Source organism: Martelella sp. FLE1502, assembly GCF_053484255.1.
The window spans coordinates 113793-134656 of record NZ_JBAKFQ010000005.1 but is presented as its reverse complement, the minus strand read 5'-3'; the positions used below and the strand labels follow the sequence as shown (position 1 = coordinate 134656).

The following is a 20864-nucleotide window of genomic DNA, read 5'->3' as shown; positions in this document are numbered from 1 at the left end:
AATGTTCGTAAATATTCGTTTCGCTGTTCTGCGAACCTATTCCGCCGCCTCGCTGCTCGTCTCCGGCTTCAGTCGCCTGTGGCCGGAAACCGCCGAGCCGCTGTCGGCATCAAGCCGCAGCAGCGGAATGATCGCGGCCAGCGAAATGAAGGAGACGACCAGGAAGGCGATATGGAAATGCTGGACCGTCAGCCCTTCGCCGGTGATCCAGGCCGTGACTTCGAGGATGGTTGCGGCGAAGGCGACGCCGAGCGCGAGGCTGACCTGCTGGAACATCGATGTGGAGGCGGTGGCCTGGCTCGCCTGCGCCGGTTCGATATCGGCATAGCCGAGCGCATTGACGCCGGTGAAGAAGAATGAGCGGCAGAGCCCGGTGGCAAACAGCAGCGTGACGATGATGATATAGGGCGTCGTCGCCTCGAAGAAGGCGAAGCTCATCGTCAGCAGCGAGGCGCCCAGCGCTGCGATCATCAGCACGGTGCGGAACCCGTAGGCGGAGAAGACGCGCGGCGCCGCGAATTTCATCACCAGCGCGCCGACCGCGCCGACAAAGGTGATCATGCCGGATTGGAACGGGTTGAGCCCGAAGCCGAGCTGCAGCATCAGCGGCATCAGAAACGGAAACGCGCCGGTCGCCATCCGGAAGAAGGCGGAGGCCCCGACGGCCGCGCGATAGGTCGGCGTCTGGAACAGTTTCAGGTTCAGAAGCGGGTTGGCCTTGCGCCTTGCGTGCCAAAGATAGGCGAGGGCTGCCGCGATGCCGATCAGGGTGGTGATGATCCCGGTCGCCGGCGGCAGGGCCGGTAGCGAGATCACCGACATGCCGAAGACAATGCCGGATGCGGCGGTCGCCACAAGGAAAAATCCCATCCAGTCGAGGTTCGACACCGGCTCGTCCTTGATCGCCGGCAGGAAAATGGCCGACATGATGAGACCGATAATACCGATCGGCACATTGATCAGGAAGATCCAGTGCCAGGAGAAATAGGTGGTGATGAAACCGCCGACCGGCGGCCCCGCCATCGGCCCGACCAGCGCCGGGATCGTCAGCAGCGCCATGGCGCGCACAAGTTCGGAGCGGTTGGTGGTGCGCAGGATCACGAGGCGGCCCACCGGCGTCATCATCGCCCCGCCCATGCCCTGCAGAAAGCGCGCGCCGACGAATTCCAGCAGGTTGCTGGAGACGGCGCAGGCCACCGAGCCCATCAGGAACACGAGGATCGCGGAGCGGAACACCCGTGCGGCGCCGAACCGGTCAGCCATCCAGCCCGAGACCGGAATGAAGATCGCCAGCGCCACCATATAGGTCGTCAGCGCCAGTTTCAGCGTGATCGGCCCGACATTGAGATCGGCGGCGATTGCCGGTAGTGCCGTGGAAATCACCGTTGAATCCATGTTTTCCATGAACAGGGCAACAGCCATGATGAGCGGAACGACGGGATTCATTGGCGGGACTTCTCTGTCAGAAACATGCGAAAGGCATACTTATTAGACCCCACCGCCTGAAACGCCAAATGATAATCACGCAGCGTTTCACGCAAAAGTGAGTCCGGCGCGCGGCCGAAATCGGCCGATTGTCTTGAAACCATGGTTTTCTCCCCAAACTGAATGGTTTCATTTCAAGGAGGACGATGATGGCAGAAGACAATGGCATTCACCGCCGCCGCCTGATGGCGACAGCCGGCATTACCGCACTTGCCGCGCCCTTTATTGCAAGAGGCGGCAGCGCGATCGCCGCCGACGGAGAGATGATGGAAACGGCGCAGGGGCCCCGGACCGACAGCTTCAATCTCGGCGATTTCAAGCTGGTCGTGGTCGAGGACGGCACCCGCGTGATGGAAAATCCGGGCGACACCTTCGGCACGGGGCAGGATCCGGCAACCGTCGCGGCACTCCTGGAAGAAAACTTCCTGCCCGAGGACAAGATGGTGAACGGCTTCGCGCCGGTGCTGGTCGATACCGGTGAGCAGACGATCCTGTTCGACACCGGCATGGGCCCGGCCGGCCGCTCCTGGGGCGCGGGCCAGCTTATGGCGGGGCTGAAGGCAAACGGCTACCAGCCCGGCGATATCGATGTTGTGGTCATCACCCATATGCATGGCGACCACATTATGGGCCTGATGGAAGAGGATGGGCCTGCCTTTCCCAATGCAAGTTATGTGTTCGGCGAAAAGGAATACGCCTTCTGGAGCGACGAGGCGCGGATGGGCACGCCGGCGGAAGGCGGGCATGAAAGCGTCAAGAAACTGGTTGTTCCGCTCGCCGAACAGGCACGGTTCATCACGGGCGGCGATGAGGTGGCCCCCGGCATCACCGCCATGGAGGCTTTCGGCCATACGCCCGGCCACATGATCTTCATGCTCGAATCGGGCGGCCGGCAGCTTCTGCTCACCGCCGACACCGCCAATCACTATGTTCTGTCGCTGCAGCGGCCGGACTGGCAGGTGCGCTTCGACATGGACAAGGAAATGGCGGCGGCGACCCGGAAACAGGTCTTCGACATGGTCGCCGCAGAGAAAATCCCTTTCCTCGGCTATCACATGCCGTTCCCCTCGGTCGGCTATGTCGAGAAGACCGATCAGGGCTATATGTTCATGCCGAAAACCTACCAGTTCGCGCTTTGAGACCTCAATAGCGCCACGGCTTTGCTGGAAAACCTTGCAATCCGTGGTCATGGCTGCGGATTGCTATTTCCAAGCCGTCATCTTCGTGTTACGAGCACTCGCCAACTTCCAGGATTATCTTGCAAGGGACCGGATGGGGAAATCCTTCCGGGCCATTTCGTATTTTGAAAAGGAAATTGGCCATGGCGCAAATCATTCAGGCCGCTACCGGCATGCAGGCGCTCACCTTCGACGATGTGCTGCTGCAGCCGGGTCATTCGGAGGTCATGCCGGGCGAGGTCGATGTTTCGACCACGATCGCCCAGGACATCCACCTCAACCTGCCGATCCTCTCTTCCGCCATGGATACCGTCACGGAGGCCCGACTTGCCATCGCCATGGCGCAGGCCGGCGGCATCGGCGTCATCCACCGCAATCTCTCGCCCCATGAGCAGGCCGAACAGGTCCGCCAGGTCAAAAAGTTCGAAAGCGGCATGGTCGTCAATCCGGTGACGATCGGGCCCGACGCCACGCTGGCCGAAGCGCTGGCGCTGATGAAAACCCATCACATCTCCGGCATCCCGGTGGTCGAGCAGGGCACCAGCGACGGCCACACCTCGGGCCGGCTTGTCGGCATCCTCACCAATCGCGATGTCCGCTTCGCCTCCAATCCCGAACAGCGCATCTACGAACTAATGACGCGCGAAAACCTGATCACCGTGCGCGAAACGGTTGACCAGCAGGAAGCCAAGCGTCTTCTCCATCACCACCGCATCGAAAAGCTCCTCGTTGTCGATGATCGCGGCCATTGCGTCGGCCTGATCACCGTCAAGGACATGGAAAAATCGCAGCTCAACCCCAACGCCTCGAAAGATGCGCAGGGCAGGCTTCGCGCCGCCGCCGCTATCTCTGTCGGCGATGACGGCTTCCAGCGCGCCGAAATGCTGGTCGATGCCGGCGTCGATCTCATCGTCATCGATACCGCCCACGGCCATTCGCAGAAGGTGCTGGATGCGGTCGGCCGGGTGAAGACGCTGTCGAATTCGGTGCGCATCATGGCCGGCAATGTCGCCACCTCCGACGGCACCAAGGCGCTGATCGATGTCGGCGCGGATGCCGTCAAGGTCGGCATCGGACCTGGCTCGATCTGCACCACCCGCATCGTCGCCGGCGTCGGCGTGCCGCAGCTGGCGGCCGTCATGGCCGCAGCCGAGGCCGCGCGCGATGCCGGCATTCCGGTGATCGCCGATGGCGGAATCAAGTTTTCGGGCGATATGGCCAAGGCGATCGCCGCCGGGGCGGATGCTGTCATGGTCGGCTCGCTCCTGGCCGGCACGGATGAAAGCCCGGGCGAGGTGTTTCTCTATCAGGGCCGCTCGTTCAAGGCCTATCGCGGCATGGGCTCCGTCGGCGCAATGGCGCGCGGCTCCGCCGACCGCTATTTCCAGGCGGAAGTGCGCGACACGCTGAAACTGGTGCCCGAAGGCATCGAGGGCCAGGTGCCCTATAAGGGCCCCGCCGGCGCGGTGCTGCACCAGCTCGGCGGGGGCTTACGCGCCGCCATGGGATATGTCGGCGGCAAGACCATCCCCGACTTCCAGGAAAAAGCGACCTTCGTCCAGATCTCCAACGCCGGCCTGCGCGAAAGCCACGCCCACGACGTGACGATCACCCGCGAAAGCCCGAATTATCCGGGTAGCGTTTGAACGAGTTGATAGTTTCGCATTTTTTAGGACCCGGAGTTTCTCCGGGTTCAATTTTATGCGTTTTGAATTCGCGCATGACTTCAACCTAGGCGACTAGATTTTTTTCTCTCAACTATGGATAATGATGCAATCTGCCACGATATAATGCGGGAGACGATCTGTGGCGTCTATCAATGAGATGAAGAATGAGTTGCAGGCGTTGATAGACCGCGCCTCGATAATTCTGGATGAGGCTGAATCGGGGAATCTTGGAGATGCTGTTTTTGTCGCGGCTCAGACCCATCGGCTTGATCTTATATCGATTCTCCTAACGGCGATAGCAATCATATTGGCTTTCGGCGGACTGTTTGCGTTCTTCGAAATCAGATATCGTGCTAAGTTAGTTGCTCAGGATACAGCAAGATCAGAGTGCCGCACAATTGCCGCCGGGCTGTTGAAGAACTATGCAAATGATGAATTGCCTGACGAGGTTCGCCGACTAGTCGAACTGATAATCCAAGAGAGAGACGGAGGCGACTATGGACAGCAAGATACAGGTGAAGTCCAATCTTGATATTCTGGCAGATTTCGCTGCCGACTACCCTGTCGATGTTGCGGAGGCGGCCAACGCTATAGGGGTGCGTGTCCTTTACGATACGCTGCCCTCTGGAATCTCCGGCAAAATCCAAAGAGACGAGCGCGGTGGATACTACATTGTAGCTAACACAACCGAACCGGAAGTGCGTCAGCGATTCACAATTGCCCATGAACTTGGTCATTACATTTATCATCGCGCGCTAATAGGCGATGGCATCGCCGATTCACCTGCCTATCGCGCGCCTGATGAGGCCATTTACGATGAGACGCCCCTGGAACGGTTCCACGAGACGCAAGCCAATCAGTTTGCGGCTAACTTGCTTATGCCACGCAAACTGATCAGGAAGGCGGAAGCCGAGCACCCGGGTGCCGATGTGCAGCAACTGGCCAAGCTTTTTAAAGTCTCTGAAGACGCGATGCGTATCCGCAAGGGCATGCCGACCAAAAAACAGGCTGCGATGCAGGATTTAGGGCTGGTTGAAGTCAATTAGGTGCCGGGCGGTTGTTCAGCTCCAATACACTCAAAGTGGTTGTATGACTGAGGAGAAAGGGGCAATGCCTGCTTCCTTCGACGCGGCAGACTATCTCGATACGCCGGAGGATATCGCCTTCTATCTGGAGGCGGTGCTGGAGGATCCGGCGCTTATTGCCGCCGCTCTCGGTGATGTTGCCCGGTCAAAAGGCATGTCGGCGGTCTCGCGGCAAGCGGGCGTCACCCGCGAAGCGCTTTACAAGGCGCTGGGCGAAAACGGCGATCCAAAGCTCTCCACGCTCATTGGCGTTTTGAAAGCGCTCGGTCTCCAGCTTGCTGTCAGGCCGGAGAACCGTCGCGATGATGCCGCCTGAACGGCTCAGCTCTGGCTCTGCGACTGGCTCTGGCCGGCCACGGTGAGTTTTACGGCGAGCGTCTCATGGCCGCCGCCGATGGTCATGCCGGAGACGGGGGCGGCGTCGCGGTAGTCGAGGCCGGTGGCGATGCGGACATAGCGTTCGTCCGGGCAGACCTTGTTGGCGGCGTCGAAGCCGACCCAGCCGAGGCCTTCGAGATAGCATTCCGCCCAGGCGTGGCTGGCCGTCTGGTTGGGGCCTTCCTCCATGTAGAGATAGCCGGAGACATAGCGCGCCGGCACCTTCATCGCGCGCGCGGCGGCGATCACGATATGGGCATAGTCCTGGCACACACCCTCCTTGTTTTCCAGCGCCTCGGCGGCGGTGGTTGCCGTCGAGGTGGCGCCGGGTTTGAAGGTCATCGTTTTGTGCAACACAGCCATCAGATCGTGCAGCCGGGCGAGATCGGAATCGCCTTCAAGCCGCGCGACCAGCGCCTTGATCGGCTCCTCGGCAAGCGTCAGCGGGGTGGGCCGCAGGAACAGCCAGAGCGGAATATCCGGCGATGCGGGGCCGAAAATGCCGTCGGTGTCGCGGGTTTCCACCGTGCCGCTTGCCGTCAGGCGCACGGTCTTGTGGTCGCCCTCCACCGAGACCAGGCGCACATGGTTTTCGTACTGGTCGGTATAGGAAACCTCGCTTTTTGCCCCCTCGATTGAAACCGCCCAGTCGCGCACGGTCTGGCCATTGCCGTCCACCGGGGTCAGGCGCAGCCGCTGCAGCGAGAACTGAACCGGCGCGTCATAGCTGTATTCAGTCACATGATGGATGTTCAAAAGCATCGTCGATCCCTCTCTTCGCTTCAGGCGTAGAAGCGATAGCCCTCGCTGATCTGCTGGCTCACGGTATTGTTGCGGCTGACGAAATCCTCCAGAAATTCGTGCAGGCCGTTATCCATGATGGTCTTGATCTTCTGCGTTCTCAGCGTGTTGCGGATCGCATGGGCGGTTTCGTGCGCCTGCACCCGGGCGCCGTAATCGGCGGCCAGGTAGTCGAGGTTCAGCACGATCTTCTCGTAGCAATAGGCAAGCGAGCGCGGAAGCTGCACATCCAGAAGCAGAAACTCGGCGATCTCGCTCGGCCGGTATTCGCCGTTGTGCACCCAGCCATAGGCGCGGTGGGCGGAGACCGAACGCAGGATCGATTCCCACTGCAGATTGTCGAGCGAGGTGCCGACATGGTGCACCGAAGGCAGCAGCACGTAATATTTCACGTCCAGAATGCGGCTGGTATTGTCGGCGCGCTCGATGAAAGTGCCGATATGGGCGAAATTATAGATTTCGTTCCTGAGCATGGAGCCATGAAAAGCCCCGCGAATCAGCGCCGTGCGGTGCTTGATCACGTCGATCGCCTTGGGCAGGTCGGCAGGCTTCACCTTCGCGCCCAGAAGCCCGCGGGTATCGATCCAGCACTCGTTGGTCGCCTCCCAGGTTTCCCGGGTCAGCGCGGTGCGCACCATGCGTGCGTTCTGGCGGCCGGAATCGATGCAGGAGACGACGCTGGACGGATTGCGGCGGTCGCGCAGCAGAAAGTCGATGGCATTGTCCGCCGTCAGCTTGTCATAGACCTCGAAATAGGCCTCCTGCACGCCGGCGCTTTGCAGGATGCCGTCCCAGTCGTCGGCGCCCTTGGAGCGGGTCAGCGAAACGCGCTGGCCGGCATCGATCAGGCGGGCGATGTTTTCCGCGCGCTCGATATAGCGGAACATCCAGTAGAGGCCGTTTGCGGTTTTTCCAAGCATGATCAGTCCTCCAGCACCCAGGTGTCCTTGGTTCCGCCGCCCTGGCTGGAATTAACCACCAGCGAGCCTTCCTTCAGCGCCACGCGCGTCAGCCCGCCGGGCATGATGCGCACGCGATCGGAGACCAGGACATAGGGGCGAAGGTCGACATGGCGCGGCGCGATGCCTTTCTTCACCAGGATCGGCACGGTCGAGAGCGACAGCGTCGGCTGGGCGATGTAGTTGGCCGGTCGGGCGCGCAGCTTGGCGGTGAAATCCTCGAGCTCCTTCTTGCTCGCCGTCGGGCCCACCAGCATGCCGTAACCGCCGGAGCCGTGAACTTCCTTGACCACCAGATCGGCGATGTTGTCGAGCACATAGGCGAGGCTTTCCGGTTCCGAGCAGCGCCATGTCGGCACGTTCTCCAGAAGCGGTTTCTGGCCGGTGTAGAACTCGACGATTTCCGGCATGTAGGAATAGATCGCCTTGTCATCGGCAATGCCGGTGCCCGGCGCATTGGCAATGGTGATGTTGCCGGCGCGGTAGACATCCATGATGCCCGGGACGCCGAGCGCCGAATCCGGACGGAAGGTCAGCGGATCGAGGAAATCGTCATCGACACGGCGATAGATCACGTCGATCGCCTGATAGCCGCGCGTGGTGCGCATCTGCACCTTGCCGTCGATGACGCGCAGATCCTGGCCCTCTACCAGTTCCACGCCCATCATGTCGGCGAGGAAGGAGTGCTCGTAATAGGCGGAATTGTAGATGCCGGGGGTCAGCACCGCGACCCGTGGCCTTGTGCCGGAAAAGCCGGGCGGGGCGAGCGTGGCGAGGCTCTGGCGCAGCAGCTGCGGATAGTCCTCCACCCGGCGCACCCGGTTCTTGTAGAACAGTTCGGGAAACATCTGCATCATGGTTTCCCGGTTCTCCAGCATGTAGGAGACGCCGGACGGCGTACGGGCATTGTCCTCCAGCACGTAGAACTGGTCCTCGCCGGTGCGCACGATGTCGGTGCCGACGATATGGGTGTAGACGCCGCCGGGCGGCTCGAAGCCGATCATCTGCGGCAGGAAGGCGTCGTTCTCCTCGATCAGCCGGCGCGGCAGGCGGCCGGCCTTGATGATCTCCTGCTTGTGGTAGATGTCCTTCAGGAAGGCGTTGAGCGCGATCACCCGCTGCTCGATGCCGGCGGCCAGCTTGCGCCATTCGCGCCCGGCGATGATGCGCGGCACGATATCGAAGGGGATCAGCTTCTCCGAACTGTCGGCATGGCCGTAAACGGCAAAGGTGATGCCCGTCTTGCGGAAGATATTCTCGGCATCTCGGGATTTAGCGATCAATGATGCGGGATTTTGCTGACTGTACCAGTCGTAATAATCCTGGTAGGGCGCGCGCGGCTGGTTGTCCGCGGTCATCATTTCATCGAATGCCAAAGCGTTCATCCCCCGATTGTTCTTCTTCCATATCAATACAACATCGTCAGCAATGCAAGGACCATGCCTTGCCGCGCGACAACCATTTTTAAAGTCCCGTTTTTATGAAACGCGCCGAAAAACAGGCAGTTCCGTAATACTTCGCCGATTTAGTGTGCAACGCCTGCCCGCCGTGGGCGCTTTCCGAACAAAACAAAACCCGCCGGAGGTGCGGCGGGTTCTGCAGTTTCGGCATGTTTGCGTCGGTCAGGCGCTCTGGCGGCGGTCGCCCTGGCGGTTGCGCGGGCGGCGGTTCTTGGCCGGGCGGTTGCGGTTGGCGCCCTCGCGGGGGGCGCCGTCACGCGGTGCGCCGTTGCGGGCCTCGCCCTGGCGCTGGCCGCCATTGGCGGAAGGCCGCGCCCGGCGGGCGGGCTTGCCGTTGCCGGCGCCGCCGCGACCACGGCCATTGCCGCGACCACGGGCGGGGCGCTCGGCCATCGCATGCGGTTCGCCGCTGGCGACCGTGATCTCGATGCCGGTCAGCTTCTGGATATCGCGCAGCAGCGCCGATTCCTCGGGCGTGCAGAACGCGATCGCCTTGCCTTCCTTGCCGGCGCGCGCGGTGCGTCCGATGCGGTGGACATAGGCGTCGGCCACTTCCGGCAGGTCGTAATTGTAGACATGCGTCACGCCGGGCACATCGATGCCGCGGGCGGCAACGTCGGTCGCGACCAGAACGTTGATCTCGCCGGTCTTGAAGGCCTTCAGCGCCCGCTCGCGCTGACCCTGGCTCTTGTTGCCGTGGATCGAGGCGGTGGCGAAGCCGCGGCTGTCGAGATGCTTCATCAGCTTCTCCGCGCCGTGCTTTGTGCGCAGGAAAACGATCGCGCGGCCATCCGGGTTATTGGAAAGCTCCTGACGCAGGATTTCGACCTTGTCGTTCTTGCCGGCAACGAAATGCACGGCCTGTTCGACGCGGTCGGCAGTCTTGCCGGGGGGCGTCACTTCAACGCGTTCCGGATTGGTCAGGAAGCGCTTGGAAAGCTCGGCGATCGATTTCGGCATGGTCGCCGAAAACAGCATGGTCTGGCGCTCGTCCGGCACCAGCGCCGAAATCTTCTTCAGGTCGTGGATGAAGCCGAGATCGAGCATCTGGTCGGCCTCGTCCAGCACCAGATAGCGCACGGCGGCAAGGTTCAGCGCCCTGCGGTCAAGCAGGTCGAGCAGGCGGCCGGGGGTGGCCACCAGAATATCGGTACCGCCGGCAAGCTGATGCTGCTGGCGGTTGATCGACGCGCCGCCGACCACGATGTTGACCTTGAGCGGCGTCTTGCGGGCGAAGATGCGCAGGTTTTCGGCGATCTGGTTCACCAGTTCGCGCGTCGGCGCGAGGATCAGCGTCTTGACGGTCTTCGGTGCCGGCTTGCCGCCATTTGCCAGCAGCATGTCGATGATCGGCAGGCCGAAGGCGGCCGTCTTGCCGGTGCCGGTCTGGGCAAGGCCCATCAGGTCGCGGCCTTCGAGCACCAGCGGGATCGCCTTTTCCTGGATCGGCGTCGGGGTCTTGTACCCTTCGGCTGCAATGCGGGCCACGAGCTGGTCGGAAAGTCCAAGTGTATTAAATTCAGTCAATTCAAAAGCGCCTTTCAAGGCATGCCGAAAGCCCTCCGCGCATTGCGTCCAAACGCAAATGCCGGTGGTTTCGGTTTCAAGCGCCCCGCGTGAAGTGGGAGCTTATCGGTGGAAAATGCCTTCCGCGCGCCGGCTGGGAGTGCCGGACTTTTCTCATGCGCTTGACCCGGACTTGACGCGACCGACTTGGGTCATCTGCGCCAGGCATGCTCACGCGGCATGCGAACAGGTGGAAAGCTGGGCTCGATATGATGCCCGGACCGACAAAAGTCAAGCTTTACCTCCCGGCCGGGCGAAAACCCGCCAGCATTTCGCGCTTTCCGGCAAAGCCGGGGCGGCGCTTGACGGTGAAGCCGGCGGCCTGAAGGTTGCGACGCACGAAGCCGGCGGCGGCATAGGTGCCGAACGTGCCGCCGGGCGCGGTATGGTCGAAAACGGCGCGCATCAGGGGCTCGGACCACATGTCGGGATTGCGAGAGGGGGCGAAGCCGTCGAGATACCAGGCATCGAATCGGTCGGAGAGGGTAGAGAGCGCCGCCAGAGCGTCGGCGCAGATGACGGTGAGGCGGGTCTGCGGATCCGCGTCGATCGTGATGACGCCTTCAGGGCGCTCCGGCCAATGGGCGGTGAGGGTTTCGCGCTCCGCCGCGATTTCCGGCCAGTGCGACAGGGCGCGGTCGATATCGGCTCTTCCCATCGGAAACAGCTCGAACGATGTAAAGGTGAGATGGCCGTCCGGCCGCCTGAGCGTCTTCCAGCGCCGAAAGGTCTCGCAGAAATTCAGCCCCGTGCCGAAGCCGAGCTCGCCGATTTTGAAGGGCCCACCCGCCCGCCAGCGTTCGCCGAGCCGGTTGGCATCAATGAACACATGGCCGCATTCGGCCCGCCCGTCCGCCTTGGAGAAATAGTGGTCCTGAAACGCCTCTGAAAACGGCCGGTCGTCGTCGTGCCAGGTGACCTCGGATGTGGGAAGCTGTTGCATGGGCGCGCCGTTTGTGATCCATCGCGGGGATGAATGACTCGACCGAAACCTCCCGTCAAACCCTGAATGCCGATCTCGCCATCATCGGCGGCGGCATCATGGGGTTGTGGGCGGCCTATCATGCCGAAAAGGCCGGCATCGACACGCTGCTGATCGATAGCGGCGCGCCGGCCACCAGCAATGGCCTTCTCGGCGCGCTGATGGCCTATATGCCGGATCAGTGGGACGAAAAAAAGCGGTTCCAGTTCGAGGCGCTGGCGGCGCTTGAGGGGCAGGTCCGCACGCTCGAGGATGAAACCGGTATCGCGACCGGTTATCGCCGCGCCGGCCGGGTGATGCCGCTTTATGGCGAACAGCAGGTGGAAACCGCACGCCTGCGCGCCGAAGCTGCGGATCAAAACTGGCGCGATGGCGCGCGGCGCTTTCAGTGGTCCGTGGTGGATCGTCCTCCGCTCGGTCACTGGCCGCCTGCCGATCCAGCGGCGCTTGGCTATGTCCATGAAGATTTCGCTGCCCATGTTTTCCCGCGCGGCGTGGTGAAAGCGCTCGGCGCCTTCCTGAGCGGCGCGCGCTACGTCAAGCGGCTGACCGCAAGCGTTACGGAAATCGATGTCGCCGCCTCGAGTCTTTTGCTGGCGGATGGCGGGCGGGTCGGCTTCGGCCATGTTATCGTTTCCGCCGGCGTCGGCGCTTTCCCGCTGCTGCAGCCGCTGCTTGCGCCTGAAGGAAAGCCGCTTGGCCGGCCGGTGAAGGGGCAGGCGGCGCTGCTTGTGCTCGATTGCGATCCCGCATGGCCGGTGATCTTCGATAACGGGCTCTATGTCGTCGCCCACCAGGGCGGCCATGTCGCCATCGGCTCGACCACCGAAGACGATTTCGATGACCCCTTCGGCGCCGATCACCAGATTGACGGCCTTATAGAGATGGCCCGCAAGATCGTCCCCGCGCTTGCCGATGCGCCGGTCGTCGAGCGCTGGGCGGGCCTGCGGCCGCGCGGCGTTCACCGCGAGCCGATGATCGGCGCAATCGATGCCGCCCCTCGCGTCATCGCGCTTGGCGGCGGTTTCAAGACAAGCTTCGGCATCGCTCATCGCTTGGCGGGGCATGCCGTGCGGCTTGCTGCGGGCCAGCCGGTCGAGGCGCTGCCCGATATCTACGATCTTGCGATCTATCGCAGACGCGCTCATGGCGAAAAGCGATAGAGCCGTTCTGCTTTCCTGCGAAACGCAAAACGGCTCCGTCTGCCTGTCGTCAGCCGCATCCGGATGGAACGCGGCTGTTTGCTTTGTCGGGCTCGGCGATCACTGATAATCGATGACGATACGGCCCTCGATTTCGCCGTGATGCATCTTTGCGAAGATCTCGTTGATGTTTTCGAGCTTGTCGGTCTTGATCGTCGCCTTGACCTTCCCCGCGCCGGCGAAATCCAGCGCCTCCTGCAGATCAAGCCGGGTTCCGACGATCGATCCGCGCACCGTGATGCCGTTCAGCACGGTGTCGAAGATCGGCAGCGGGAAATCACCGGGCGGCAGGCCGTTGAGCGATACGGTTCCGCCGCGCTGGACCATGCCCTGCGCCTGTTCGAAGGCCTTGGGCGAAACGGCGGTGACCAGAACCCCTTCCGCGCCGCCGATTTCCTTTTTCACGTAGGCCACCGGATCGGTGTTGCGGGCATTGACCGCCAGACTTGCGCCAAGACGCTTCGCCAGATCGAGTTTCGCGTCGTCGATATCCACGGCAAGCACGTTCAGGCCCATCGCCTTTGCATATTGCACGGCCAGATGGCCGAGCCCGCCGATACCCGAGATCACGACCCAGTCGCCGGGCTTCGTGTCCGTCACCTTGAGGCCCTTGTAGACCGTAACGCCTGCGCAGAGAATCGGCGCAATCTCTGTGAAGCTGACATTGTCAGGCAGGTGTCCGACATAGTTCGGGTCGGCCAGAACATATTCGGCGAAACTGCCATTGACCGAATAGCCGGTGTTCTGCTGCGATTCGCACAGCGTCTCCCATCCGCCGAGGCAATGCTTGCAGCAGCCGCAGGCGGTGTAGAGCCACGGAACCCCGACGCGGTCGCCTTCCTTGACATGGGTTACCCCGGCGCCCACGGCGACGACGTGTCCCACGCCCTCATGGCCCGGAATGAAGGGCGGCTCGGGCTTGATCGGCCAATCGCCCTCCGCCGCGTGCAGGTCTGTATGGCAGACGCCGCTTGCGGCCATCTTGACGAGAATCTGGCCCGGTCCGACCGAGGGGACCGCAACCTCCTCCATTACCAAAGGTTTGCCGAATTGCCGGACAACGGCGGCTTTCATGGTCTTATCCATCGGAACATCCTGTCTTGAGAAAATGCGGAATGGAGCTTCCGCAAAAGGGTTTGGCCGGGGAAGGCGGTCTTCGGGGCGACCGATCGTTTTCGAGACGTCGACCAACGCCTGCTAGGGCCTGCTTTAAGGCGCAGCGGAGGCGACTGTTCTCTGATCGGGAATATTTGCAACCGAAGTGCACGACGCTTCCTTTCCCGGTTGGCATGCGCCTGTCATTTCAACCGATGCCGGCAATTTTTCACCGCAGATCGTCCGCGCGGTCCGAGATGGCCGACACCTTGATGTCATGCACAGGCATTGCGCATAAACAGAATAGAACGTGGTGCCGGATTGTCCATGGTGTAGATTGCCGCACCTGGGCGGCGCCGCAAACGGTAAGCCCGTCGTATCAGTGTCATTGGAATCAGCTATCTCAGAGGCGAGAAACCGCTTGCTCATGTGATCCGCGATGCCCGCCGAACGCTATGCCATCTGCTTTACGCCATCGCCGCATGACGGGCTCGCCATCGTGGGCGCGAACTGGATCGGGCGGAGCGCGTTTTCCGGTGAGGTGGTCGAGCCGCCGATGATTTCTGGCCTGCCGCTTGCCGAAATCGCCTATCACACGGCGCTGCCGCGCCGCTACGGCTTTCAGGGCATGCTGAAATCGCCGTTCCATCTGGCCGACGGCATGAATGAATCCATGCTGCTGAAGGCGATGATGCGCTTTGCCATGCGTTTTCAGCCCTTCACCCTGCCGCCGCTCACGGTCGTGCATCGCCGCGATATTCTGGCGCTCGCGCCGATGACGGCTGTGCCCGCGCTCGATACGCTTGCCGCCAGCATCGTCACCGAGTTCGATGGCTTCCGCGCGCCGCTTTCCGAGGCCGAGATCGAGCGGCGGGCGTCGGGCGGGCTGACGCCGGTTCAGTTTGACAACCTGCACCGTTGGGGCGAGCCGGATGTGCTTGCAGCCTTCTCCTTCCACATGCCGCTGACCGGCCCTCTTTCTCCAAGCGAAATGGCCCGGATGGAGCGCTCGGTGGCGGCGTTTTTCGGGCCGATCCTGCTGGAGCCGGTCGAGGTCGATCATATCGCGCTGTTCATCGAGGAGGAGCCCGGCGCGCCCTTCTGCGTCCATTCGCTGCATCCGATGGGGGCGGTCAGGGCCCGGCAGTCGGCTTAGACCCAACCGGCCGCTTTCGGGTCGATCCGGCTTTTCCCCTTGATTCCTGCCGGCCTTTTCGCCTTATCTCTTCCGGCGATGGCGACGGTCGTCTACCGTCGGCAAGGAATGGAATTGAGGGCATGATGGACGCTGAAACGAACGCATATCCGCGTGATCTTGTGGGCTATGGCCGCAATCCGCCGGACCCGCAATGGCCGGGCGAGGCCAATATCGCCGTGCAGTTCGTGATCAATTACGAGGAAGGCGGCGAGAGCTGCATTCTCGACGGCGACCCGGCGTCGGAATGCCTGCTGTCGGAAATCGTCGGCGCCGAGGCCTGGCCCGGCCAGCGCAACATGAACATGGAATCGCTCTACGAATATGGTTCGCGCGCCGGTTTCTGGCGGTTGTGGCGGCTGTTCACCCGCATGGAAATACCGGTCACCGTCTATGGCGTGACCCAGGCGATGGCCCGCAACCCGGAAGCCGTCGCCGCCATGAAGGAGGCGAACTGGGAAATCGCCAGCCACGGTCTCAGATGGCTCGAATACAAGGATTTCGATATCGAGACCGAGCGCGCCCATATCCGCGAGGCGGTGCGGCTTCATACAGAAATTACCGGCGAGCGACCCTACGGCCTCTATCAGGGCAAGCCTTCGGTCAACACGCTGGATCTCGTGATGGAGGAGGGCGGCTTCCTCTACTCCTCCGATACCTATGCCGACGATCTGCCCTACTGGCTGCGCACCAAGGACGGCAAGCCCTTCCTGCGCATTCCCTATACGCTCGACAATAACGACATGCGCTTCGCCACCCCTCAGGGCTTCAATTCCGGCGAACAGTTCTTCACCTATCTCAAGGACGCCTTCGATACGCTCTATGACGAGGGCCGCGAGGGCGCGCCGAAGATGATGTCGATCGGGTTGCACTGCCGGCTCGTCGGCAAGCCGGGGCGGATGGCGGGGCTGAAGCGTTTTCTCGATTACGTCCAGAACCACGACAAGGTCTGGCTGGCGAAGCGGATCGAGATCGCGCGCCACTGGTATGAAAACCACCTGCCGCAGGAGGATGCGCAATGATGGACCGCGAAGAATTCGTCAGCCGTTTCGGCGGGGTTTATGAGCACTCCCCGTTCATCGCCGAGCGGGCCTATGACCGGGGCCTGATCCGCGAACCGCTGACGGCAACGGGCGTTGCCGAAGCGCTTGCAACGGTGTTCCGCGAAGCGACCGAGGAAGAACGGCTCGGCGTGCTGCGCGCCCACCCGGACCTTGCGGGCAAGCTTGCGATCGCCGGCGGACTGACCGAGGAAAGCCGCCGCGAGCAGGCCGGCGCGGGCCTCGACCGGCTGTCGCCTGAAGAGCATGCGGAGTTTACTGAGCTCAATTCCGCCTATATAGACAAGTTCAAGTTCCCTTTCATTATTGCGGTCAGCGGCCTCAATAAGGACGATATTCTCTCCGCCTTCCGGCGACGGATCGACAGTTCCGAAGCCGTCGAGCTTGAAACAGCCTGTGCTGAGGTCGAGAAGATCGCCGGTCTCAGGCTGCGCCACATGCTCGCGGAGTAAACTATGTCAGAACAAGAAACGTCCGTTGCCCTGCCCGATTTCGCGGTCGGCGCCATCAACCTTGCCTCCGCCCGGCTCGGCGCGCGGGCGATCTACGCCACGGACCAGTTCTTCGCCCCGCTTGCCCGCATGCTGAAGGATGATGCCGCCATCTTCCTGCCCGGCGAATATGACGAGCACGGCAAGTGGATGGATGGCTGGGAAAGCCGCCGCAAGCGCGTGCCCGGACACGATTGGGCGATCATCAGGCTCGCCATGCCAGGCCGCATCCGTGGTTTCGATGTCGACACCAGCTATTTCACCGGCAACTACCCGCCGCAGTGTTCGATCGAGGGCTGCTTCATGGAAAGCGGCGAGCCGGACGAGAACGCCGACTGGCAGGAGGTGCTTGCGCGCTCCGACCTGGGGCCCGACAAGCACCATTATTTCGAAATGGACCAGGACACGCGCCAGAAGGTGTTCACCCATCTCAGGATCCATATCTTCCCCGATGGCGGCATTGCGCGGCTGAGGGTCTATGGCTCGGCCTATTTCAACTGGGAGAAGGTCGGCGAGAACGAGGAGATCGATCTTGCCTATATCTTCGGCGGAACCCATGCGCTGCATTGGTCGGATGCCCATTACGGCCATCCCGACCGCATGCTGGCCCCCGGTCGCGGCGTCAATATGGGCGACGGCTGGGAAACCGCGCGCCGGCGCGGACCAGGGCATGACTGGGTGATCTTCAAGCTCGGCCATCCCGGCATCATCCGCCGTGCCGTTGTCGATACCGCCCATTTCAAGGGCAATTATCCCGATACCTGCATGCTGCTCGGCGCCAACCTGCCGGAGCAGAACGACGTCTTCAGCATGGAGGAGATCGAAGCCTCCGAAAACTGGCAGCCGATCCTGCCGCAGACCAAGCTTGAGGCCGATCACATCCATGAATTCAGCGGCAGCGCGGTCGCCGATATCGGCCCGGTCACCCATGTGCGGCTGGCGATCTTCCCCGATGGCGGCATCAGCCGGCTCAGGCTTTACGGAGTGAAGGCGTGACGCGGCTGACGCTCGAGCGGCTGACGCCGGAGGCGTTTGCCCCGTTCGGGACAGTGATCGCGCCGGATCCGGCGAAAGCCAGGATGATCAATGGCGGCACGACTACGCGGTTCCATGAACTTGCCCGCGCCGAGGCTTTGGGCGAAGGCGCTGCGGTGATCATCAACATCTTCCGGGGGGCGGCGCGCAGCTTTCCCTACACGGTCGACATGATGGAGCGGCATCCGCTGGGCAGCCAGAGCTTCTCGCCGCTGTCGCCGCGCCCCTTTCTGGTGGTCGTGGCCGAAGATGAAGGCGGCAAGCCTTCGATACCGCGCGTCTTTCTGGCGGAAGGCGGACAGGGCGTGAACTACCGCGCCAATATCTGGCACCATCCGCTGATGGCGCTCGGCGAGAGCAGCGATTTTCTGGTTGTCGATCGCGCCGGTCCGGGCGACAATCTGGAGGAGTATTTTTATTCCGACCCGTTCATCATCGAGGAGCCAACCCCATGACCGGCCTGACCACCCATGTTCTCGACACCGCCCTTGGCCAGCCCGCTTCGGAGATGAAGATCGATCTCTATCGCATCAAGGGCGGCGAGCGCACCTTTCTGAAGACCGTCTACACCAATGATGACGGCCGGATCGACGGCGGGGCGATGCTGACATCGGAGGAAGTCGAGCCGGGCCAGTACGAACTCGTGTTCCACGCCGGCGACTATCTCAGGCGCACTGGCGCGACACTAACCGAGCCCGCCTTCCTGGAGGATATCCCGCTGCGGTTCGCGATCGCGGATGTGACCGCCCATTACCACGTGCCGCTGCTGGTCTCCGCGCACGCCTATTCCACCTATCGGGGCAGTTGATGAAGATTGCCGCGATCGCCGACATTCACGGCAATATCGACGCGCTCGAGGCGGTGCTTGCCGATATCGAGCAGCATCAGCCGGATCTTATCGTCAATCTCGGCGACAGCCTTTCCGGCCCGCTCGCCGCCGGCGAAACCGCCGCCCGCCTGCTGCCGCTCGGCCTGACCACGGTGCGCGGCAACCACGATCGCGCCCTTGTCGATCGTCCCTTCGAGGAGATGGGCGACTGGGAGCAGCCGATCTTCGGCGAGCTTTCGGATGCGCATCTGCAATGGTTCCGCGATATGCCGAGCGCCGCCGTGGTGGCGCAGGAGGTGTATCTCTGCCACGCCACGCCGAAGAACGACGAGATCATGTGGCTGGAGGAACTGCTCGACAATGGCCGCTTCACGCTGCGCGGCCAGCATGAGATCGAAACCTTCGCGGCGGGCATCACCTATCCGCTTATCCTGTGCGGCCACAGTCACGTCGCCCGCTCGGCGATGCTCGCCGATGGCCGCCTGATCGTCAATCCGGGCTCCGTCGGCTGCCCGGGCTTCGCCTATCACATTCCCGTTGACCACAAGCTCGAAACCGCCAGCCCCATGGCCTGCTACGCGCTCATCGAGAAAACGGATGCCGGCTGGACGCCGAACTTTCGGCAGGTGCGCTATGACACCGCGCGGATGGTAGGACTGGCGCGGGAGCGCGGTTACGAGGATTGGGCGCGGGTATTGGCCACGGGGCGAGTATGATGCCAAGGGCCAGTCATAGGGGCTGATCCAACGCGGAAACTTGAGCCAATTGTTTGACGATAAGCGGCCGCGCGGTTCGATTGGGATACGCAAATATCCCAACCAACCGGCTTGTCCCGTTTGGCAAATGAGTGACCTTAAACGTTGCAGATCCTTCGCCCATTTCTCCGCAATCTATTGCAATACGGACCGGTTCCGATTCTGCCAAAATTTCCTTCAGCTTCCCGGAACAACTGAAATCTTTCTCGTAGACTGTCACGACGCCATTTCGAAACTTGAACCGGGGTGCGGATAGCGCGGCAGGGCCACTTTGTATCGTGAAGTCGGCTTCGTTCCATTGGCTGAAAGCAGGCAATGTCTGACTGCAAGAGGCCAGAAGGCCGGTGCCTGATATTGTCAGCGTCATCAAAACTGCGGTTCGGCGAATCAACGTCAACTCAAAAATCCACCTTCGCGATGATGCTGCGGTCGATCTCCTCGATATCGCGCTTGCCGCAGAGCGCCATCGTCACATCGAGTTCCTTGCGCAGGATGTCGAGGGCGCGGGTGACGCCTTTTTTGCCCATGGCGCCGAGGCCGTAGAGATAGGGGCGGCCGATATAGGTGCCTTTCGCGCCGAGCGCGCGGGCTTTCAGGATATCCTGGCCGGAGCGGATGCCGCCATCCATGTGGATCTCGATCTCGCCGCCGACTTCATCGACGATCTTCGGCAGCATGGAGATCGAGGACAGCGCGCCGTCGAGCTGTCGGCCGCCATGGTTGGAGACAATGATTGCGTCGGCGCCGGTCTTTGCCGCCATCGCGGCGTCCTCGGTATCGAGCACGCCCTTGAGGATCAGCTTGCCGCCCCAGCGCTCGCGGATCCATTCGACATCCGCCCAGGAAAGCCGCGTGTCGAACTGTTCGGCGGTCCAGACCGCGAGCGAGGACAGATCGGACGAGGCCGGCGCGTGGCCGACGATATTGCGGAACGAGCGGCGCTTGGTCTGCAGCATTTCCAGCGCCCAGAACGGGCGGGTGCCGACCTGCCAGACATGTTTCGGCGTGAATTTCGGCGGGGTCGAAAGGCCGTTGACGATATCCTTGTGGCGCTGGCCGAGAATCTGCAGGTCGAGCGTCAGCACCAGCGCGCTGCAGCCGGCGGCCTTGGCGCGGCCGATCAGGCTTTCGACGAAGCCGCGATCCTTCATCACATAGAGCTGAAACCAGAACGGTTTGTTGGTGTGCTCGGCGACATCTTCGATCGAACACACGCTCATGGTCGACAGGGTGAAGGGAACGCCCGCCTCCTCGGCCGCCTGGGCGGCGAGAATTTCGCCATCGGCATGCTGCATGCCGCAAAGCCCGGTGGGCGCGAGCGCGACCGGCATCGAGGCCTTCTCGCCCACCATGGTGGTTGCGAGAGAGCGATCCGACATATCGACCAGAACCCGCTGGCGCAGATGGATTTTCGCGAAATCCGCCTCGTTGGCGCGATAGGTGCTTTCCGTCCACGCGCCGCTGTCGGCATAGTCGTAGAACATCTTCGGCACGCGCCGTTTGGCCCGTTTCTTCAGGTCGGCAATCGTCAGTGGCTCAGAAAACATCGGTCTCTCCGGTAAACGCCGCATATCGCTTATGGCAAATCCGGCGTGCCGCGCCAAGCCTGCAAACACGGCGGCGGTACGCAGCCCGGCAAG

The 20864-nt window shown here is 62.1% G+C and carries 23 protein-coding genes; 13 read left to right on the top strand and 10 right to left on the bottom strand.

Annotated elements, in window-relative coordinates; genetic code table 11:
• Positions 1 to 36 precede the first annotated feature (36 nt).
• A complete protein-coding gene (locus V6767_RS06635; protein WP_448472732.1) occupies positions 37 to 1446 on the bottom strand; it encodes an MFS transporter in 1410 nt (469 codons plus the stop codon).
• Complete coding sequence (locus tag V6767_RS06630) at positions 1443 to 1589, bottom strand: hypothetical protein (RefSeq protein WP_448472731.1); 147 nt, start codon at positions 1587 to 1589, stop codon at positions 1443 to 1445. Before V6767_RS06630 ends, V6767_RS06635 begins: the two co-directional genes overlap by 4 nt.
• A 45-nt stretch (positions 1590 to 1634) precedes the next feature.
• Between V6767_RS06630 and V6767_RS06625 the strand changes: the two genes are divergently transcribed.
• The 5 genes from V6767_RS06625 to V6767_RS06605 all read left to right on the top strand — a co-directional run bounded on the left by V6767_RS06625 (position 1635) and on the right by V6767_RS06605 (position 5731).
• Positions 1635 to 2624, top strand: coding sequence for an MBL fold metallo-hydrolase (locus V6767_RS06625; RefSeq protein WP_448472730.1), 990 nt, complete (start codon positions 1635 to 1637; stop codon positions 2622 to 2624).
• 182 nt (positions 2625 to 2806) lie between these two features.
• The gene (gene guaB, locus V6767_RS06620) at positions 2807 to 4309 is read left to right on the top strand and encodes an IMP dehydrogenase (protein WP_448472729.1); all 1503 of its coding nucleotides are present in this window, start codon (positions 2807 to 2809) and stop codon (positions 4307 to 4309) included.
• Positions 4310 to 4469: 160 nt separating this feature from the next.
• Positions 4470 to 4862 (top strand): hypothetical protein, encoded by a 393-nt coding sequence (locus V6767_RS06615; protein ID WP_448472728.1) that lies wholly within the window; start codon positions 4470 to 4472, stop codon positions 4860 to 4862.
• Positions 4828 to 5376, top strand: coding sequence for an ImmA/IrrE family metallo-endopeptidase (locus V6767_RS06610; RefSeq protein WP_448472727.1), 549 nt, complete (start codon positions 4828 to 4830; stop codon positions 5374 to 5376). Before V6767_RS06615 ends, V6767_RS06610 begins: the two co-directional genes overlap by 35 nt.
• Before the next feature lie 64 nt (positions 5377 to 5440).
• Positions 5441 to 5731, top strand: coding sequence for an addiction module antidote protein (locus V6767_RS06605; protein ID WP_448472726.1), 291 nt, complete (start codon positions 5441 to 5443; stop codon positions 5729 to 5731).
• Between the two features lie 5 nt (positions 5732 to 5736).
• Here V6767_RS06605 and V6767_RS06600 read toward each other — a convergent pair whose 3' ends face one another.
• The 5 genes from V6767_RS06600 to mnmD form a co-directional block, all read right to left on the bottom strand.
• Positions 5737 to 6555, bottom strand: a complete 819-nt coding sequence (locus V6767_RS06600) for a transglutaminase family protein (RefSeq protein ID WP_448472725.1) — start codon at positions 6553 to 6555, stop codon at positions 5737 to 5739.
• 20 nt (positions 6556 to 6575) lie between these two features.
• Positions 6576 to 7514: an alpha-E domain-containing protein gene (locus V6767_RS06595; protein WP_448466257.1), complete on the bottom strand. Its 939-nt coding sequence runs from the start codon at positions 7512 to 7514 to the stop codon at positions 6576 to 6578.
• Between the two features lie 2 nt (positions 7515 to 7516).
• Positions 7517 to 8938, bottom strand: a complete 1422-nt coding sequence (locus V6767_RS06590; protein ID WP_448472724.1) for a circularly permuted type 2 ATP-grasp protein — start codon at positions 8936 to 8938, stop codon at positions 7517 to 7519.
• Between the two features lie 237 nt (positions 8939 to 9175).
• Positions 9176 to 10540 (bottom strand): DEAD/DEAH box helicase, encoded by a 1365-nt coding sequence (locus V6767_RS06585; protein WP_448472723.1) that lies wholly within the window; start codon positions 10538 to 10540, stop codon positions 9176 to 9178.
• A 277-nt stretch (positions 10541 to 10817) separates the two neighbouring features.
• The gene (mnmD, locus tag V6767_RS06580) at positions 10818 to 11522 is read right to left on the bottom strand and encodes a tRNA (5-methylaminomethyl-2-thiouridine)(34)-methyltransferase MnmD (protein WP_448472722.1); all 705 of its coding nucleotides are present in this window, start codon (positions 11520 to 11522) and stop codon (positions 10818 to 10820) included.
• A gap of 29 nt (positions 11523 to 11551) precedes the next feature.
• On the opposite strand from mnmD, the gene V6767_RS06575 reads away from it, so the two are divergent.
• The gene (locus V6767_RS06575) at positions 11552 to 12724 is read left to right on the top strand and encodes an NAD(P)/FAD-dependent oxidoreductase (RefSeq protein WP_448472721.1); all 1173 of its coding nucleotides are present in this window, start codon (positions 11552 to 11554) and stop codon (positions 12722 to 12724) included.
• 99 nt (positions 12725 to 12823) lie between these two features.
• Here V6767_RS06575 and adhP read toward each other — a convergent pair whose 3' ends face one another.
• Complete coding sequence (gene adhP / locus V6767_RS06570) at positions 12824 to 13849, bottom strand: alcohol dehydrogenase AdhP (RefSeq protein ID WP_448472720.1); 1026 nt, start codon at positions 13847 to 13849, stop codon at positions 12824 to 12826.
• Positions 13850 to 14297: 448 nt separating this feature from the next.
• Here adhP and V6767_RS06565 point away from each other — a divergent pair, with 448 nt between their 5' ends.
• The 7 genes from V6767_RS06565 to V6767_RS06535 all read left to right on the top strand — a co-directional run bounded on the left by V6767_RS06565 (position 14298) and on the right by V6767_RS06535 (position 19185).
• A complete protein-coding gene (locus V6767_RS06565) occupies positions 14298 to 15014 on the top strand; it encodes a DUF1045 domain-containing protein (RefSeq protein ID WP_448472719.1) in 717 nt (238 codons plus the stop codon).
• Between the two features lie 125 nt (positions 15015 to 15139).
• Positions 15140 to 16075, top strand: a complete 936-nt coding sequence (gene puuE / locus V6767_RS06560) for an allantoinase PuuE (RefSeq protein ID WP_448472812.1) — start codon at positions 15140 to 15142, stop codon at positions 16073 to 16075.
• Entirely contained in the window at positions 16072 to 16566 is a 495-nt protein-coding gene (uraD, locus tag V6767_RS06555; RefSeq protein ID WP_448472718.1) for a 2-oxo-4-hydroxy-4-carboxy-5-ureidoimidazoline decarboxylase, read from the top strand. The genes puuE and uraD overlap by 4 nt, the downstream gene beginning before the upstream one ends.
• A gap of 3 nt (positions 16567 to 16569) precedes the next feature.
• Positions 16570 to 17601, top strand: coding sequence for an allantoicase (gene alc, locus V6767_RS06550; protein WP_448472717.1), 1032 nt, complete (start codon positions 16570 to 16572; stop codon positions 17599 to 17601).
• Positions 17598 to 18095, top strand: coding sequence for an ureidoglycolate lyase (locus V6767_RS06545; protein WP_448472716.1), 498 nt, complete (start codon positions 17598 to 17600; stop codon positions 18093 to 18095). The genes alc and V6767_RS06545 overlap by 4 nt, the downstream gene beginning before the upstream one ends.
• A complete protein-coding gene (gene uraH, locus V6767_RS06540; RefSeq protein ID WP_448430827.1) occupies positions 18092 to 18448 on the top strand; it encodes a hydroxyisourate hydrolase in 357 nt (118 codons plus the stop codon). The genes V6767_RS06545 and uraH overlap by 4 nt, the downstream gene beginning before the upstream one ends.
• Positions 18448 to 19185: a metallophosphoesterase family protein gene (locus V6767_RS06535; protein ID WP_448472715.1), complete on the top strand. Its 738-nt coding sequence runs from the start codon at positions 18448 to 18450 to the stop codon at positions 19183 to 19185. The genes uraH and V6767_RS06535 overlap by 1 nt, the downstream gene beginning before the upstream one ends.
• A gap of 13 nt (positions 19186 to 19198) precedes the next feature.
• On the opposite strand, the gene V6767_RS06530 is transcribed toward V6767_RS06535, so the two are convergent.
• A complete protein-coding gene (locus V6767_RS06530) occupies positions 19199 to 19591 on the bottom strand; it encodes a hypothetical protein (protein ID WP_448430832.1) in 393 nt (130 codons plus the stop codon).
• Positions 19592 to 19622: 31 nt separating this feature from the next.
• The gene (locus tag V6767_RS06525; protein WP_448472714.1) at positions 19623 to 20771 is read right to left on the bottom strand and encodes an alpha-hydroxy acid oxidase; all 1149 of its coding nucleotides are present in this window, start codon (positions 20769 to 20771) and stop codon (positions 19623 to 19625) included.
• Positions 20772 to 20864 lie beyond the last annotated feature (93 nt).

What these genes read in the sequence shown, in the direction of transcription:
- uraD (WP_448472718.1), top strand. Translation starts at nt 16,072, where the DNA reads ATGATGGACCGCGAAGAATTCGTCAGCCGTTTCGGCGGGGTTTATGAG.
- V6767_RS06600 (WP_448472725.1), bottom strand. Translation starts at nt 6,555, where the DNA reads ATGCTTTTGAACATCCATCATGTGACTGAATACAGCTATGACGCGCCG.
- guaB (WP_448472729.1), top strand. Translation starts at nt 2,807, where the DNA reads ATGGCGCAAATCATTCAGGCCGCTACCGGCATGCAGGCGCTCACCTTC.
- puuE (WP_448472812.1), top strand. Translation starts at nt 15,140, where the DNA reads ATGGACGCTGAAACGAACGCATATCCGCGTGATCTTGTGGGCTATGGC.
- V6767_RS06530 (WP_448430832.1), bottom strand. Translation starts at nt 19,591, where the DNA reads ATGACGCTGACAATATCAGGCACCGGCCTTCTGGCCTCTTGCAGTCAG.
- V6767_RS06635 (WP_448472732.1), bottom strand. Translation starts at nt 1,446, where the DNA reads ATGAATCCCGTCGTTCCGCTCATCATGGCTGTTGCCCTGTTCATGGAA.
- V6767_RS06625 (WP_448472730.1), top strand. Translation starts at nt 1,635, where the DNA reads ATGGCAGAAGACAATGGCATTCACCGCCGCCGCCTGATGGCGACAGCC.
- V6767_RS06605 (WP_448472726.1), top strand. Translation starts at nt 5,441, where the DNA reads ATGCCTGCTTCCTTCGACGCGGCAGACTATCTCGATACGCCGGAGGAT.
- alc (WP_448472717.1), top strand. Translation starts at nt 16,570, where the DNA reads ATGTCAGAACAAGAAACGTCCGTTGCCCTGCCCGATTTCGCGGTCGGC.
- V6767_RS06575 (WP_448472721.1), top strand. Translation starts at nt 11,552, where the DNA reads ATGAATGACTCGACCGAAACCTCCCGTCAAACCCTGAATGCCGATCTC.
- V6767_RS06535 (WP_448472715.1), top strand. Translation starts at nt 18,448, where the DNA reads ATGAAGATTGCCGCGATCGCCGACATTCACGGCAATATCGACGCGCTC.
- adhP (WP_448472720.1), bottom strand. Translation starts at nt 13,849, where the DNA reads ATGGATAAGACCATGAAAGCCGCCGTTGTCCGGCAATTCGGCAAACCT.
- uraH (WP_448430827.1), top strand. Translation starts at nt 18,092, where the DNA reads ATGACCGGCCTGACCACCCATGTTCTCGACACCGCCCTTGGCCAGCCC.
- V6767_RS06610 (WP_448472727.1), top strand. Translation starts at nt 4,828, where the DNA reads ATGGACAGCAAGATACAGGTGAAGTCCAATCTTGATATTCTGGCAGAT.
- V6767_RS06525 (WP_448472714.1), bottom strand. Translation starts at nt 20,771, where the DNA reads ATGTTTTCTGAGCCACTGACGATTGCCGACCTGAAGAAACGGGCCAAA.
- V6767_RS06565 (WP_448472719.1), top strand. Translation starts at nt 14,298, where the DNA reads ATGCCCGCCGAACGCTATGCCATCTGCTTTACGCCATCGCCGCATGAC.
- V6767_RS06595 (WP_448466257.1), bottom strand. Translation starts at nt 7,514, where the DNA reads ATGCTTGGAAAAACCGCAAACGGCCTCTACTGGATGTTCCGCTATATC.
- mnmD (WP_448472722.1), bottom strand. Translation starts at nt 11,522, where the DNA reads ATGCAACAGCTTCCCACATCCGAGGTCACCTGGCACGACGACGACCGG.
- V6767_RS06630 (WP_448472731.1), bottom strand. Translation starts at nt 1,589, where the DNA reads ATGGTTTCAAGACAATCGGCCGATTTCGGCCGCGCGCCGGACTCACTT.
- V6767_RS06590 (WP_448472724.1), bottom strand. Translation starts at nt 8,938, where the DNA reads ATGAACGCTTTGGCATTCGATGAAATGATGACCGCGGACAACCAGCCG.